Source organism: Novosphingobium nitrogenifigens DSM 19370 (assembly GCF_000192575.1).
GTDB lineage: Bacteria > Pseudomonadota > Alphaproteobacteria > Sphingomonadales > Sphingomonadaceae > Novosphingobium > Novosphingobium nitrogenifigens.
On the sequence record NZ_GL876927.1, the window covers coordinates 139771 to 155560 of the forward strand.

Annotated in this window: 12 protein-coding genes and 1 other RNA gene; 6 read left to right on the forward strand and 7 right to left on the reverse strand. The window is 64.4% G+C overall.

Translation table 11 applies throughout. The annotated features are described in order from the left end of the window. Positions 1-52: 52 nt before the first annotated feature. The 5 genes from Y88_RS07460 to Y88_RS07480 all read right to left on the reverse strand — a co-directional run bounded on the left by Y88_RS07460 (position 53) and on the right by Y88_RS07480 (position 8338). Positions 53-1531, reverse strand: a complete 1479-nt coding sequence (locus tag Y88_RS07460) for an efflux transporter outer membrane subunit (RefSeq protein WP_008067686.1) — start codon at positions 1529-1531, stop codon at positions 53-55. After that, entirely contained in the window at positions 1528-4710 is a 3183-nt protein-coding gene (locus Y88_RS07465) for an efflux RND transporter permease subunit (protein WP_008067688.1), read from the reverse strand. The genes Y88_RS07460 and Y88_RS07465 overlap by 4 nt, the downstream gene beginning before the upstream one ends. Next, the gene (locus tag Y88_RS07470) at positions 4710-5969 is read right to left on the reverse strand and encodes an efflux RND transporter periplasmic adaptor subunit (RefSeq protein WP_008067694.1); all 1260 of its coding nucleotides are present in this window, start codon (positions 5967-5969) and stop codon (positions 4710-4712) included. The genes Y88_RS07465 and Y88_RS07470 overlap by 1 nt, the downstream gene beginning before the upstream one ends. A gap of 323 nt (positions 5970-6292) precedes the next feature. Beyond that, positions 6293-7195: an RNA polymerase sigma factor RpoH gene (gene rpoH / locus Y88_RS07475; RefSeq protein WP_008067696.1), complete on the reverse strand. Its 903-nt coding sequence runs from the start codon at positions 7193-7195 to the stop codon at positions 6293-6295. A gap of 198 nt (positions 7196-7393) precedes the next feature. Further along, positions 7394-8338 carry an RluA family pseudouridine synthase gene (locus Y88_RS07480; protein ID WP_008067698.1) on the reverse strand — a complete coding sequence of 315 codons (945 nt, stop codon included), beginning with the start codon at positions 8336-8338 and terminating at the stop codon, positions 7394-7396. Between the two features lie 95 nt (positions 8339-8433). Here Y88_RS07480 and Y88_RS07485 point away from each other — a divergent pair, with 95 nt between their 5' ends. The 6 genes from Y88_RS07485 to Y88_RS07505 all read left to right on the forward strand — a co-directional run bounded on the left by Y88_RS07485 (position 8434) and on the right by Y88_RS07505 (position 13413). Continuing rightward, complete coding sequence (locus Y88_RS07485; RefSeq protein ID WP_408637190.1) at positions 8434-8865, forward strand: Mov34/MPN/PAD-1 family protein; 432 nt, start codon at positions 8434-8436, stop codon at positions 8863-8865. A gap of 71 nt (positions 8866-8936) precedes the next feature. Next, the gene (locus tag Y88_RS07490) at positions 8937-9590 is read left to right on the forward strand and encodes a histidine phosphotransferase family protein (RefSeq protein WP_008067704.1); all 654 of its coding nucleotides are present in this window, start codon (positions 8937-8939) and stop codon (positions 9588-9590) included. 35 nt (positions 9591-9625) lie between these two features. Beyond that, the gene (locus Y88_RS07495) at positions 9626-10330 is read left to right on the forward strand and encodes an N-acetylmuramoyl-L-alanine amidase (RefSeq protein ID WP_008067709.1); all 705 of its coding nucleotides are present in this window, start codon (positions 9626-9628) and stop codon (positions 10328-10330) included. 29 nt (positions 10331-10359) lie between these two features. Continuing rightward, an RNA gene (gene rnpB, locus Y88_RS18765) (RNase P RNA component class A) lies at positions 10360-10787 on the forward strand. An 88-nt stretch (positions 10788-10875) separates the two neighbouring features. Continuing rightward, on the forward strand, positions 10876-11853 hold the full coding sequence (locus tag Y88_RS07500) for a cation diffusion facilitator family transporter (RefSeq protein WP_008067710.1): 978 nt from the start codon (positions 10876-10878) through the stop codon (positions 11851-11853). Between the two features lie 330 nt (positions 11854-12183). Further along, complete coding sequence (locus Y88_RS07505; RefSeq protein WP_008067711.1) at positions 12184-13413, forward strand: ATP-binding protein; 1230 nt, start codon at positions 12184-12186, stop codon at positions 13411-13413. A gap of 85 nt (positions 13414-13498) precedes the next feature. On the opposite strand, the gene clpX is transcribed toward Y88_RS07505, so the two are convergent. Both clpX and clpP read right to left on the reverse strand, forming a co-directional pair. Beyond that, on the reverse strand, positions 13499-14752 hold the full coding sequence (clpX, locus tag Y88_RS07510) for an ATP-dependent Clp protease ATP-binding subunit ClpX (protein WP_008067712.1): 1254 nt from the start codon (positions 14750-14752) through the stop codon (positions 13499-13501). 149 nt (positions 14753-14901) lie between these two features. Next, positions 14902-15597, reverse strand: a complete 696-nt coding sequence (gene clpP, locus Y88_RS07515; RefSeq protein ID WP_008067713.1) for an ATP-dependent Clp endopeptidase proteolytic subunit ClpP — start codon at positions 15595-15597, stop codon at positions 14902-14904. Positions 15598-15790 lie beyond the last annotated feature (193 nt).

The window sequence follows — 15790 nt, forward strand, 5'->3', positions numbered from 1 at the left end:
CTATGCCTTTGGGCGCGGCGGTGTGCAATGACCCCGCCGCGCCCGATGACGATCACCGCGCGGGTGCCGGAGCGGTCAGTTGTCCGCCGCCAAGCGCGGTGAACAGCCCGACCGTGTCGGACAGCCGCTGGCTGCGGGCCTGAACATATTGCACGCGCGCCTGATCGGCAGCAGCCGTGGCATTGAGCACCGCGAAGGTTCCCACACTGCCCAGTTCGAGCTGCTTGCGGGTGAATTCGAGGCTGACATTGGCGGCGTCATGCCCGCGCTTGGCAGCGTCGAGCGCTTCGGCATCGGTCGAAAGCGCCGTCAGCGCGTTCGACACGTCGGCAAAAGCCTGCAACGCAGTTCCCTTGTAGGCCGCCTTGGCCCCTTCCAGAGCGTCGCGCGCCGCGCGCTGTTGCTTGAGCAGCGTGCCGCCATGGAAAATCGGCGTCGAAATGGCGCCGATCGCCGCCCAGAACGGATTGCCGTTGGCAAACATCTGGGCAAAATCGGTGGCATTGCCGCCCGCCGACGCGCTCAGCGTAATCTGGGGCAAACGCGCCGCGATCGCCGCGCGGACATTGGCCGCCGCAACGTCGAGCGCCCCGGCCGCCGCCGCAACGTCGGGCCGCTGGCGAACGAGTTCGGCAGGCAGCGTCAACGGCAGGTCCGCAGGCAATGCGATCGAATCGAGCGCGGGCAGTTCTGGCAAGGGCGAACCCGGCGCCACCCCGATCAGGACCGCGAGCGCAGCCAGATTGTCCGCACGCGCCTTCTCGATCGGCGGCAGCGCGCCTTCGGCTGCGGCGAGCGCGGCTTCCTGTGCGGCGACATCGGCCTTGCCGACCGCGCCATAGGCCTGACGGCGACGCAGGAGATCGAGAACCTCGCGGTTTTCCGCGATCGAGGCCCGCGCGGCTTCGGCCTGGGCTTCGAGCCCGGCGTTCTGGATCACCCCGAGCAGGACATTGCCGACGACCATGACGCGCATGGCCTGTGCCTTGGCTTCGGCCGCCCGGGCCGCAGCCTGAGCCGAGCGCAAGTTCGCGCGATTGAGGCCGAACAAGTCGAGCGTATAGCTCACGCTCACTTGCGCGGTGTGGATCGAGAAGACCTGCGGGTTGGGATCAGCGAGAGGCGTCGACAGGTTGCGCGACAGCCGCTGGCGTTCATAGCTGTACCCGGCGTCGATTTGCGGGAACAGAACCCCGCGCGCTGCCCCGGCGAGATCGCGCGACTGGCGCAGCGCGGCTTCGGCCTGGGCAATGTCGGTATTGGCGGCCAGCGCACGCGTGACGAGATCGTCCATCGCCTTGCTGCCGAAGCGGTGCCACCACTGGGCCTCGACATCGGTGCCGGGATGGATCGTCTGCGCTGGACCGCTGACAGGCGCGATCGGCGTGGTCAGCACGCTGCCGGGCGCCGCCCCGGCCGGGGTTGGCGGCAGCGGCACTTCGACTTGCGGCGTGGTGGCGGCGAAGGCCGCCTGTGCGCCTCCGCAAAGCAGAGTGGCAAGAACCCCCAAACGGGCAAGACGCGCGATCATGCCGGTTCTCCCTCTTCGGTCGGGAGCGGACGATGCCCCGGCTCTTCGCCGGTGCGCTTTCCGTCCTTCCACAAACGGCTGGAGAAGCGATTGATCAGGAGCGGCAGCACCAACAGGATCAGGATCGGAGCCATGGTCATGCCGCCCACGACGACAAGCGCCAGCGGCTTTTGCACCTGGCTGCCGATCCCGGTCGAAACGGCCGCCGGCAAGAGGCCGATTGCCGCGACCAGACAGGTCATGACCACCGGACGCAGCGAATTGGTGGTCGCAAGCCGAAGCGCCTTTTCACGCCCGAGCCCTTCGTCCATCGCCTGGTTGAAATTGGTCACCACCAGAATGCCGTCCATGACCGCGATCCCGAACAGCGCGACAAAGCCGATCGCTGCCGAAATGCTGAACGGTGTCCCCGTCAGCAAGAGGGCGAGCACGCCGCCCACGATCGCCATGGGAATGACGCTGAAGGCAAGCAGCGTGTCCCGCATCGAGCGGAAATTGGCGTAAAGCAGCCCCAGGATGACGAGCAGGCTGATCGGCACGACGATCTCGAGCCGCTGCACCGCATTGGTCAGGTTCGCCAGTTCGCCCGCCCATTCGAGGCTGTAGCCCTGTGGCAGGACGACATGCTTGGCGATCTTGTCCTGCGCTTCGGCGACGGCACTGCCAAGGTCGCGGTCACGGACCGAGAACTTGATCGGGATATAGCGCGACTGGTGCTCGCGATAGATGAACGATGCGCCGGTGGTCAGGCGGATATTGGCGAGTTCAGACAGCGGAACCGAAATCGCGCTGCCGTCGGGAGCCGTCGCGCCGACAGTGATCTGCTTGACCGCTTCGAGGCTGTCGCGCTGCTCGGGCTTCAGGCGCACCATGATCGGGAAATGCCGGTCGGTGTGCGGTTCATAAAGATCGCCGGGCGATGTCCCGCCGATGGCCGCAGCCACCGTCTGGTTGATGTCATCGGGTGAGAGGCCATAGCGAGCCGCCTTCACGCGATCGACGTCGATGCGCACGGTCGGCTGCCCCAGCGACTGGAAGACGCCAAGGTCGGTGATCCCACGCACCGTCGCCATCTGGTCCTTGATCTGACCGGCGAGGCGTTCGAGCGTTTCGAGGTCGGGGCCGAACAGCTTGACCGAGTTCGCGCCCTTCACCCCGGAGGCGGCTTCCTCGACGTTGTCCTCGATCATCTGCGAGAACGAGAAATCGACGCCGGGATACTTGTCGCGCAGCTTCTTCGAAAGCTCGGCGACGAGCTTTTCCTTGTCCATCCCGCGCGGCCATTCGTCGAACGGCTTGAGCGGCACGAAATATTCGATGTTGAAGAAGCCAGTCGCGTCGGTGCCGTCATCCGGGCGGCCATGAGCCGACAGGACCGAGAGCACTTCGGGATTTTGCATGATGTCGCGGCGGATCTTTTCCGTCGTCGGCTCGCCCGCTTCGAGCGAAATCGAACCGGGCAGCGAGGCACGGATATAGAGGTTGCCCTCTTCCAGATGCGGCAGGAATTCGATGCCGAGCGAACGGATGCCGATGAAGGCCCCGACGACCAGCAGGAGGCCGCCGCCCAGCGCGACGATCTGGTTGCGATAGGCAAAGGCGGCAGCCGGCTCATAGACCTTGCGCAAGCGCGAGACGACGAAGGTTTCGACTTCACTGAGCTTGTCGGGCAAGAGCATTGCCGAAAGCGCCGGCGCCACCGTGAACGTCGCGATCAACCCGCCGAAAATGGCATAGGCATAGGTCTTGGCCATCGGGCCGAAGATGTGCCCTTCCACCCCGGTCAGCGTGAACAGCGGCAGGAAGCTGACGATGATGATCGCTGCTGCAAAAAAGATCCCGCGGCTCACTTCGCTCGACGCATGAAGCACCGAGGAAAGACGGCTGGCGAAAGTGTAATGCCCGTCCTGCGTGCTTTCGACATGGTGCGATCGTTCGGCCATGTGGCGGAAGATGTTTTCGACCATGATGACCGTCGCGTCGACGACAAGGCCGAAGTCGAGCGCCCCCACCGACAGCAGGTTCGCGCTTTCCCCCTGAATGGTGAGGATCAGCACCGCAAAGGCGAGCGCGAAGGGAATCGTCGCGGCAACGATCAACGCACTGCGCAGATTACCGAGGAAAGCCCATTGGAGGAAGAAGATCAGCAGAATGCCGACGACGAGGTTTTCCATCACCGTCCGCGTCGTGACCTTGATAAGGTCCGAACGGTCGTAAATGCGTTCGAGATGGACGCCCGGCGGCAGGATGCCGCTGTCGTTGATGTGATCGATCTCCGCCTTGACGGCGTTGATCGTCGGCATCGACTGGGCCCCGCGGCGCATCAGCACGATGCCCTGGACAATGTCGTCGTCGTTGTTGAGACCCGCGATGCCGTTGCGCGGCAGGTTGCCGATCTTCACCGTGGCAATGTCGCGAACGAAGACAGGGATGGCCCCGTCGCGACCGACGAGCGTGTTCTGCAACTGGTCGGCCGTCTGGATCAGGCCGACGCCGCGCACGATGGCCGACTGCGCCCCGAAATTGATGGTCTGGCCGCCGACGTTGGCATTCGACCGACCGAGCGCGGTAATCACCTGACCCACGGTCAGATTGTGCGTCTGCAGCCGGTTCTTGTCGATCACCACGTCATAGGAGCGTTCCTTGCCGCCCCAGCCGGTCACGTCGATGACGCCGGGAATCGCACGGAAACGACGCTGCAGCACCCAGTCCTGCAGGGTCTTGAGATCCTCGACCGAGTACCCCTTGGGCGCCACGAGACGATAGCGATAGATTTCACCGACCGGGCTGGTCGGCGACAGCGTCGGGATCACCCCGCCGGGAAGCTGCGGCAACTGCGCCAGGCGATTGATCACCTGTTGCTGCGCCTGTTCGAAGGTGAAGTCGTAAGTGAACTGGATCTTCACGTCCGACAGCCCGAACAGCGAGATGGCGCGGATTGCCGTCATGTGCGGCAACCCCGACATCTGCACTTCGATCGGGATGGTGATGTTGCGTTCCATTTCCTCGGCCGAAAGGCCAGAGGACTGCGACACGATCTCGACCATCGGCGGAACCGGGTCGGGATAGGCCTCGATGTTGAGGTTGTAGAAGGCGATACCGCCTGCCACGACCATGGCGACGAAGAAGCCGACGATCGTCAGCCTCTGCCTCAGCGCAAACCGGACAAGGCCGATCATTACTCGACCCCGGCTTCGTTGACGAAGAGCGCCCCGGCGCTCACGACCTTCTCGCCGGGCTTGAGGCCCGACAGGATGGTGACGAAACCGTCATGGCTTTCCCCGGCCGTCACTTCGCGCGACTTCACCCGGCCCTTGCCCAGATAGATCCAGACCCGTGCGCTGTCGCCTTCGTGAATGACCGCGAGCGAGGGAACCGAAACGAGCCCCATGGGATGGGTCGCCTTGGCCGTCATCGGCGTGCGGATGGTGAAATTGGCGAACATCTGCGGCTTGAGCGCGCCGTCGGGATTGGCGATCGTGGCGCGCACGGTCAGGCGATGGGTCACCGGATCGATCTGCGCGCCGACGTTGTCGATCACCGCATCGAATTCGCGGCCCGGCAGCGCGGTCGTGGTAACCGCGACATGATCGCCGAGTTGTACGCGCGGCGCATCGGTTTCAGCCACTTGCGCCACCAGCCAGACTTTCGACAGGTCGGCGATGACGAATGCGGGCTGCGAACCGCCGCTCGTCACATACTGACCACTCGCGACCGAGCGGGTGACGACGACGCCGCCGATCGGCGCGCGCAGATTGGTTTCGGCGTGAAGCCCGGCAATGTCGCGCGCAGCTTCAAGGCGCGAGATTTCTTCCGGCGTCTTGCCGAACACGACCAGCTTGTCACGCGCGGCCCCGACCGCCGAATCAGCGATCCGCAGGGCTGACTGCGCATTGACGAGGTCGCTGCGTGCCTGCTGCAGGTCTTTGAGAGCGCCACCGGCATTGTGATAGATCTGTTCGGCGCGCGCTGCGTTTTCCTGCGCCACGCGCACTTGCGACGAAGCGGCCGAACGCTGCGCTTCAGCGGAGAACAGGGCGTTGCGGGCGTCCACGATGTCGCCGGTGCGGATGCGCAGCAGCGGATCGCCGGTCGCGACATGAGCGCCGTTTTCGACGAAGACTTTCAGGATCTGGCCCGAATAAGGCAGGAACACCGGCGTGCTGCGGGTTTCGTCGACCGCGATCTGCCCGGTTGCCCCGGTCCGCTCGACGCCGTCGTCGCCGCGCGCAGGTTCGATGGTCAGGCTCGCGAGCTGACGATCGGTCAGCTGGACTTCCCCCGCGGGCAGCACGACCGGCTTTTCCGGGACCGGCTGCATCCATGCCCGCACCGCAACCACGGCTGCCACCACAAGAGCGACCGCGACCACCGCGACCACCAGGATCCTGATCTGTTCGCCGCGATTGAGCACGGGAACGCCACGTTCAAAATTCATCCGGACCGTCTTTGTTTGGGCCCTGCCGACCCGGACTTTCCGGCCGGGCAGCAAGCCGCGTCATCCCACTATGTCGAAAAACTTCAAGCAACCCCACCCTGACGGGCGTCGAGGGCTTTACGGCGCCTCCTACGCCAAAACAATTGACCCCATGGCCTCCGGCAAGATTAAATGACGTTCATGATGTTCGTTCATCCCGGCTTTGGACGGGAAAAACGGACGGTTTCGCGACAAGCCATCGACGATCGGCCATCAAAACAAGAAACGGCGCCAATCCGGATGGATCAGCGCCGTTTCTTGTTTCCGGACGAAAGTTCTGACGATCAACCTGCAGGAAGCAGGTGCCGGTCTCCGGCAATCCGCTGGATCGCCTTTTGCAGCTTTTCAAAGGCGCGCACCTCGATCTGGCGCACTCGTTCGCGGCTGACGTGATAGACCTGGCTCAGTTCCTCAAGCGTCTTGGGCTCATCGACCAGACGGCGATCGATCAGGATATGCCGTTCACGATCGTTGAGATCCTGCATCGCCTCGACCAGAAGATCGTGACGCACCTGGGCCTCTTCGGCATCGGCGACCGCTTCGTCCTGCAACGGCCGCTCATCGGCCAGCCAGTCCTGCCACGATCCTTCGCCGTCCTCGCGCAGCGGCACATTCAGGCTGGCATCGCCACCCATCATCATGCGCCGGTTCATCGACACGACATCCGCTTCGGGAACGCCGAGATCGGTGGCGATCTTCTTCACGTCGTCAGGGTGAAGATCGCTGTCCTCGAACGCCTCGAGATTCTTCTTCATCCGGCGCAAGTTGAAGAACAGCTTCTTCTGCGCGGCGGTCGTGCCCATTTTCACAAGCGACCAGCTGCGCAGGATGAATTCCTGGATCGAGGCCTTGATCCACCACATCGCATACGTGGCGAGGCGGAAGCCGCGATCGGGATCGAATTTCTTCACACCCTGCATCAGGCCGATGTTCCCTTCGGAAATCAGCTCGGACACCGGCAGACCGTACCCGCGATAGCCCATCGCGATCTTGGCAACGAGACGCAGGTGGCTGGTCACCAGTTGCGCAGCCGCCTGGGGATCACCATGTTCCTGATACCGCTTGGCAAGCATGTATTCCTGCTCTGCGGTCAGGAGCGGGAACTTGCGGATTTCCGTGAGATAGCGGTTGAGGCTGGCTTCACCCGACAGCGCGGGGACACTCAGCGCCTTGTTCTGTTCACTCACCAGACCATGTCCTTTCAACAGCGTCGGTTCGCCGGTGCATACGACCCCTAACGGGCGTCGTGCGGTGGGACCACACAGGAATTCTTTCCAGTTTCAAATGACAACTGAAATGCCACGAAACGAGGCTTGTCCATCATGTCAGCGCGACTCGGCACGATGCAAGATGCACCTTTGCCTCTTTGAAGCACCCCGCTCTCGTCACGTGCGCAGTTCGACAATCAGCTGTTCCATATCGACGGGCGTCGCACTGACGAAATGCAGGTGTTCGCCGCTGACGGGATGAACGAACCCCAGCTCGGCCGCGTGGAGAGCCTGTCGCCGGAATTCGAGCCGGGACAGGACCGGCCGCAACCGCGCCGGACATCGCCCATAGACAGGGTCACCCAATAGCGAATGACCGATTGATGCAAGGTGAACACGCACCTGATGAGTCCGCCCGGTTTCGAGCCGACATTCGACCAGCGCGGACGAGTCCAGCCGTTCGAGCGTGCGATAATGCGTGACCGCGTGCTTGCCCCGCCCCTCTTCCACAAGGGCCATCTTCTTGCGGTCGTGCGAGGATCGCGCGATCGCGCCCCGGATCGTGCCCGCAGGCGGCGTCGGCGCCCCGCCGGTAACCGCGCGATAGGCGCGGACGATCGAATGGTCGGCGAACTGCCGTGCCAGCCCTTCGTGCGCGACATCGGTCTTGGCAACGACCAGAAGCCCCGAGGTATCCTTGTCGATGCGGTGGACGATCCCAGGGCGGGCAACACCGCCGATCCCGGAAAGCTGTCCCCGGCAATGATGCAGCAGCGCGTTGACGAGCGTGCCGTCGGGATTGCCCGCGGCGGGATGAACGACCATCCCGGCGGGCTTGTCCACCACGATAAGATCCGCGTCCTCGTAGACGACGGTCAGCGGAATATCCTGTGCCACCGCTTCGGCAGCGGCCGGGACCGGCACCGCGATGGTCCATTCCGTCCCCGCCACCGACTTCGCCGATGGCTGGCGCAGCGGGGTTCCCGCAACGGTGACCGCGCCTTCCTCGATCAGCGCCTTGACCCGCTCGCGCGACAGGCCCGATCCTTCGGCAAGCGCCTTGTCGAGCCGCTGTCCGCTCTCTTCGAATGTGCCGTGCAGGATGTCGACCGGTTCCCCCATGTCCGCCCGATATGGGACCATGCCCACCCGAGACAAGGGGCTCGACGCCGATCGGGGTGGAAAGGCGGGCAATCGGCTTTATCATCGGGCCGACCATGGCCCCTTCCCCCTCCATTTCCCCCCCGTCCCTTTTCCCCCTGTCCATCTCCCTCGCCGCGCTCGACACCCTGTTCGAGGAGGCGAGGCGGTGCCACCCGTTCGAAGCCTGCGGCCTTTTGCTGGGCGAGGGATCGACCATCGCGACGGCCCGCCCGACCGCCAACGTCGCGCCCGATCCGGCCCGGCATTTCGAAATCGATCCCGCATCCCTCATCGCCGCATACCGCGAAGCGCGCGGGACGGGGCCCGCCGTCCTTGGCCATTTTCATTCCCATCCCACCGGCCTTGCCCGTCCGTCGGAAACCGATGCGGCGATGGCGACGCGCGACGGGCGGATCTGGGCCATTGTCGCGAATGGGGACATCGGGTTCTGGCGCGATGCGCCATCAGGGTTCGAACCGCTTTCCTACCGCGTGGTTCGGGTTTAAGGCGAAAGGGAAACCGTATCCGGCACGCCGCGATACCACGATCTGTTCTTCCGGGGGCTCAACGCCACATCATGACCATTGCTTCGCTTGAACTTGCCAGCCTGCTTGCCTCGCGCCTGTGCCACGACATGTTGAGCCCGGTCGGCGCGATGTCCAACGGACTTGAGCTGCTGACCGAGGAAAAAGACCCGGAAATGCGCCAGCGCTGCTTCGAGCTGCTCGAACAGAGTGCAAAGGCCTCGGCCGACAAGCTGCGTTTCTTTCGCCTCGCCTTCGGTGCGGCGGGCGGTTTTGGGGATACCGTTCCCCTGAGCGAACCGCGCGCGGTGGTCGATGCTCTCGTGGGCGGCAACGGGCGGATCTCGCTCAACTGGTCGCTGTCGGGCGATGCCATGCCCAAGTCGGCGGTCAAGGTCCTGCTCAACCTCGCCCTGATCGGGATCGAGGCACTGGTGCGCGGCGGCACGCTCGAAATCGCGGCCGAAGTACGCGGCACCGCCGAACACGCGGTGAGCGAGATCGTGGTGCGCGCCTCGGGCCCCCGCATCGCGTTCGACCCGGCCGTCGGCCATGCCCTCGACGGCACGCTGTCACCCGACGCGCTTTCGAGCAAGACTGCCCCTGCGGTCATGATCCACGAGCTGACCTCCAGCCTTGGCGGCGGCCTGCAATACCATGTCGGCGCCGACGCGCTGGTCATGGGTGCCGCGCTGCCGGCGGCCTGACACGAAAGGCAACGGACCATGGGAGCCATCGCGACATGAAACGCTGGCTCGTCCATCGCGAGATTCCCTCGCCCAACTGGAACGAGCGCAAGTTGCCCGTTTCCATGGTGGTCCTGCACTACACCGGGATGCAGACCGGCGAGGAAGCGCTCGACCGGCTCTGCGATGCCGAGGCCGAGGTTTCGGCCCATTACATGATCGACGAGGACGGCACCGTCACCGCGCTGGTCCCCGAGGACAAGCGCGCATGGCATGCCGGGCGCGCCTATTGGCGGGGCATCACCGACGTCAATTCGGCCAGCATTGGCATCGAACTGGTCAATCCCGGCCACGAATGGGGCTATCGCCCGTTTTCCGACGCGCAGATGGAAGCACTCGTTCCGCTTCTGGCCGACATCGTCCGCCGCCACGGCATTGCGCCGGCCAATGTGGTCGGCCATTCCGACGTCGCCCCCGCGCGCAAGACCGATCCGGGCGAGCTGTTCGACTGGGACCTGCTTGCCCGCTATCGCTTGGCCCTTGCCAAGCCCAAGCCGCGCATGCGCCTGATCTTCGACAACGACGGCGCCTTCTTTCTCGCGCTCGAACGCTATGGCTATGACATTGCCGACGGCGCTGCCGCCATCCGCGCGTTCGAACGCCGCTGGCGCCCGCACCGCATCACCGGGGAAATCGACGGGCAGATCGGCGCCCTCTTGTTCGAACTCCTGATCCAGCGCGACCTGGGGCAGGATTGCTGAGCCGGGCACAAGCTGCTAGGCGAGCCGCGCCAGGGGGCCGGGCAGCCGCGTCATCGCATTTTGCGATGCCGAGGAAAGTCCGGGCTCCACGAAACAAGGGTGGCGGGTAACGCCCGCCGGGGGCAACCCCAGGGAAAGTGCCACAGAGAACAGACCGCTAACCGGAGCAATCCGGCAGCAAGGGTGAAACGGTGCGGCAAAAGCGCACCGCGCGCGCCGGTAACGGCCGCGGCACGGCAAACCCCACCCGGAGCAAGACCGAATAGGGGCATCGCGCCGGATTTCCGGCAGGCGCGTTTCACGCCAAGGATCGCAAGATCCTGCGCTGCCCGGGTTGGTTGCTGGAGCGCACGCAGCAATGCGTCGCCGAGAGGAATGGCTGCCCGTGCCGATACGGTCCGTGTTCAAGCGGATACCGTCGGTGCGACAGAACCCGGCTTACAGGCCCCCTGGCATCATCATCACATCTCCACCCGCCGCATCCGGGCCGGGCAATCGCCCGCAAACCCTTTCCCACAGCGCCCGGCTCTGGCTACAAGACCGGCATGGCCTCTGCACACGACCACGATCACGACCACGATCATCACCATCATGACCATGGACACAGTCATGGGCATGCGCACGGCCACGGGCATTGCCACGCCCCGGCATCGTTCGGACGGGCCTTTGCGGTGGGCATCACGCTCAACACCGTCTTCGTGGTGGTCGAGGCGGTCTATGGCGTGATCGCGGGATCGATGGCTCTGGTCGCGGACGCCGGGCACAACCTCTCCGACGTGCTCGGACTGGTGATCGCCTGGGCCGCCACCGTCCTGAGCGCAAGGCCGCCTTCGGCCCGCTTCACCTATGGCTTCAAGTCCAGCTCGATTCTCGCCGCGCTCGCCAATGCGGCGCTGCTGCTCACCGCGCTCGGGGCGATCAGCGTGGAAACGATCCGGCGCCTGTTCGAACCGCAGCCGATCGCGACCGGCTCGGTCATGGTCGTTGCCGCCATCGGCATCGTCATCAACACCGCCACGGCTGTCATGTTCATGGGCGGGCGCGACCATGACATCAACGTGCGCGGCGCGTTCCTGCACATGGCGGGCGATGCGGCGGTCTCGGCCGGGGTGGTCCTGGCCGCCTTCGTCATCGGCCTGACCGGCGCATGGTGGATCGACCCGGTGGTGAGCCTTGCCATCGTCGCGTTGATCGGATGGAGCACCTGGGGTCTTGCCCGCGACGCCCTGCGCATGAGCCTCCACGCTGTCCCCGACGGCATCAACGAAGCGCGCGTTCGCGCCTTCCTCGTCGGGCGCAAGGGCGTCAGCGCGGTCCACGACCTGCACATCTGGCCCATGAGCACGACCGAAACGGCTCTGACCGCGCATCTGGTCATGCCCGGCGGCCATCCGGGCGACGTGTTCCTGCACACTCTGGCCGAAGACTTGTCCCACGATTTCGACATCGGCCACGCCACGATCCAGATCGAGACCGACGAACACGGCCACGAATGCGCGCTGATCAGCGAAAGCGTGGTCTAGAGCGAAATCCGTTCCGATTGCATCGGATCGGCCGCTCTAGATTCTTGTTTTGCCGCGTTTTCCAAGCCACCAGATGATTCCATCTGGTTCGAAAACGCTCTAGGTGTTTGCTCCCCGCATTTGCAGTTCGCAAACCGGGGCATGCAAGCTGCAAGACGCACCGGCCCCAGCCTGATCGACTGTCGAGGCGAATCCGCAGGGAAAGCGGGCATTCGCGCACTTTGAACCATCCGACTCCCGATTGGCACGGTCTCTGCTTTCCAGAGCGCGGCCCGGACTGGCGTGCATCATGAAAGAATGCGCGCGGCTCCAGCCCTATCGGAGACTGTCATGACGATCCTGCTTTTCGCCATCGAACCCGGACGCAGCGGCCCCGCACGCTTGCCTCAGAACCTGATGACGGCGGGACTGGGCGTGACGATCGTCTGCCCGACCGACAACCCGCTCTATCACACCGCATCGTGCGACCATCGCGTCGCCTTGCCGCACACCAAATCCGGATGGCGCATGGCGCGGATCCTGGACAAGGCCGTGCGCACGACCCGGACGCGCATGATCATCCCCGCCGACGAGCAAGCGCTGGCACTGCTGCGCGCCGTGCTCGACGGGCCTTATGCGCGCGGCGTCGGCGAACGGACCCGCCATGTGCTGACGCAATCGCTGGCCGCGCCCGAGGCGCTCGACAAGCTCATCTTCAAGTCGCACACGATGGCGCTCGCCCGCACGCTCGGCATCGCGGTACCGGACGGCCGGACGGTCGAAACCCTGGAAGACGCACGCGCCTTTGCTGCCGCGGCGGGCTATCCGGTGTTTCTCAAGCATTCCTTCAGCTGGGCCGGAGCGGGCGTCGTCAAATGCGCCGACGAAGCCGAACTCGCGGCCGCCCTCGCGGCCATGCAGACGGGTGAAAGCCGCCTCAAGGCGACCCTTCGCCGCCTGCTCGGACGGGACTGGTATCCGGCACAGGCCCCGATCGACATCCAGAGCCCGATCGCCGGGCGTCCGGCCATGTACTGCGCGCTTGCCTGGAAGGGGCGCCTCATTGCCGGTTTCGCCGGAACGCCTCTCGCCGTGTCGAGCGAGACCGGCCCCAGCACGTGCGTCGAGGTCGGCGCCCATGTCCTGATGGAAGCGATGTCGCGAAAGATGATCGAGGCGACCGGAGCAACCGGCCTGATCGGGTTCGACTTCATGCTCGCCAAGGCCGATGGCATGCCCCACATGCTCGAATGCAATGCCCGCCCGATCCAGATCAGCCACCTGGGCTATCGCATCGGGGTCGACATCGCCGCCGACTTGCGCGCCGTGCTCGGTGGCAAGCCCTTGCCGTCGAGCCCACGCAGCGCCACGTGCTCGCTCGACGTCTGTCTTTTTCCTTATGCCCTCGCTGCCGATCGCGTTCCTCGGCATCTCTTTTGCGACATCCCCGGCGCGGATCCTGCCCTCATGGCATTCGGTCGCGCCATGCTGGCCATGATCGAGGCGCGGCACAAGGCCGAGGCAACTTCCCTGATCGGAGACACCCTCGCTGCAACCGGCATCCAGCCGATCGCGGCGTAACCGCACAGACCTGAACCCAACAAAAAAGGCCGGACGGTCATCCCGCCCGGCCTTTTTTCGTGTCGGCCCGAAAGGCTCGCCCGGATCAGGCGGCTTCCTTGCCCTTGTGAACCTGAACCGGTTCCTTGCGGCCTTCGACCACTTCCCGGTCGACCACCACTTCGACGACACCGTCGAGCGTGGGCAGGTCGAACATGGTGTCGAGCAGCAGGCCTTCGACGATCGAACGCAGGCCGCGGGCACCGGTCTTGCGCTCGATTGCCTTCTTGGCGATCGCTTCGAGCGCTTCCTCGGTGAACGTCAGTTGCACGTCCTCGAGCTCGAAAAGCTTCTGGTACTGCTTGACCAGAGCGTTCTTGGGCTCGCGCAGGATGCGCACCAGCGCATCGATGTCGAGGTCGTTGAGCGTGGCGATCACCGGCAGACGACCGACGAATTCGGGGATGAGCCCGAACTTGAGCAGGTCTTCGGGTTCCGCCTTCTGCAACAGTTCACCCACGCGACGCTTGTCCGGGTCGGCGACATGGGCGCCGAAACCGATCGACCGCTTTTGCAGGCGGTCGGCGATGATGCGTTCAAGGCCCGCGAAAGCGCCGCCGCAGATGAACAGGATGTTGGTCGTGTCGACCTGAAGGAATTCCTGCTGCGGATGCTTGCGACCACCCTGCGGCGGAACGCTGGCCGTGGTGCCTTCCATCAGCTTGAGCAGGGCCTGCTGAACCCCTTCACCCGACACGTCGCGTGTGATCGAGGGGTTTTCGGCCTTGCGGCTGATCTTGTCGATTTCGTCGATATAGACGATCCCGTGCTGCGCCTTCTCGACGTTGTAGTCGCTGGCCTGAAGCAGCTTGAGGATGATGTTCTCGACGTCTTCGCCGACATAACCGGCTTCGGTCAGGGTCGTCGCGTCGGCCATGGTGAAAGGCACGTCGAACGTCTTGGCCAGCGTCTGCGCCAGCAGGGTCTTGCCCGAACCGGTCGGACCGACCAGCAGGATGTTCGACTTCGACAGTTCGACTTCGCCGCCCTTGCCGCTGTGCTTCAGCCGCTTGTAGTGGTTGTGTACCGCAACCGAGAGCACGCGCTTGGCGCGGTCCTGCCCGATGACATAGTCGTTGAGGGTTTCGAAGATATCGCGCGGCGTCGGAACGCCACCGTCCTTCTTCCCGGCGATCCCCGCCTTGGTTTCCTCACGGATGATGTCGTTGCACAACTCCACGCATTCATCGCAGATGAACACGGTGGGGCCGGCGATGAGCTTGCGCACCTCGTGCTGCGACTTGCCGCAGAAGCTGCAGTAAAGGGTGCTCTTGGTATCCGATCCGGAAAGTTTCGTCATTCTTCAATCCCAGACGCCTCTCCACGAGAGGCGGGCCCGGTTATCCTACTACCGCAAGGGCATTAATCAACCGGACACGAAACAGAGAAAAAAACTCCCAGGCCGACGGTGCCAGGCCAGAGGCCAAGGCACCGTCAACAAAGGAAAACTCAGGCGTCAGGCGCAGCGCCGCTGCCCTCGACTTCGCCGGTTTGGTCCGAAGCGGGACGCGATTCGAACACCTTGTCCACGAGTCCGAAAGCCAGGGCTTCGTCGGCCTCGAGGAAGGTGTCGCGATCGAGCGCGCGTTCGATTTCCTCGAGCTGGCGGCCCGTGTACTTGACGTAGAGATCGTTCATCCGGGTGCGGATGCGCAGGATCTCGCGAGCCTGGATCTCGATGTCCGACGCCATGCCGCGCGCACCGCCCGAAGGCTGGTGGATCATGATGCGCGCATTGGGAAGCGCGACGCGCAGGCCCGGTTCACCCGCTGCCAGAAGGAAGCTGCCCATCGAGCAGGCCTGACCGATGCAGACGGTCGAGACGCGCGGACGGATGTACTTCATGGTGTCGTGGATCGCCATGCCCGCCGTCACCACCCCGCCGGGCGAGTTGATGTACATCGAGATGTCCTTCGACGGATTTTCCGATTCGAGGAACAGCAGCTGGGCGACGATCACCGAGGCCATGTGGTCCTCGATCTCGCCGGTCACGAAAATGATGCGTTCGCGCAGAAGGCGCGAATAGATGTCGAAGCTGCGTTCCCCGCGGCTCGACTGCTCGACGACGACCGGGATGAGCGCCCCGGTGACCGGATCTGTGGTGAATTTTCCTTGGGCGCCGGAAGCGCCGAACAGGTCGAGCATGGGTTTCCTCGTTGCTTTGTGCTTGGCCTATGTCGCGTGCCGGGACGCGATGTTCAAGGGCGATAACGCAAGGTCTTTCATGGAACCGATCTCGTTACCGAGGCGATAACGTCCATCCCCGCCACCTTCCTTGCGGTACGGCCCGTCGATTGGGGGGCTGACCCCCGCGATTCCGGCGCTCGTCCGCGGGGGT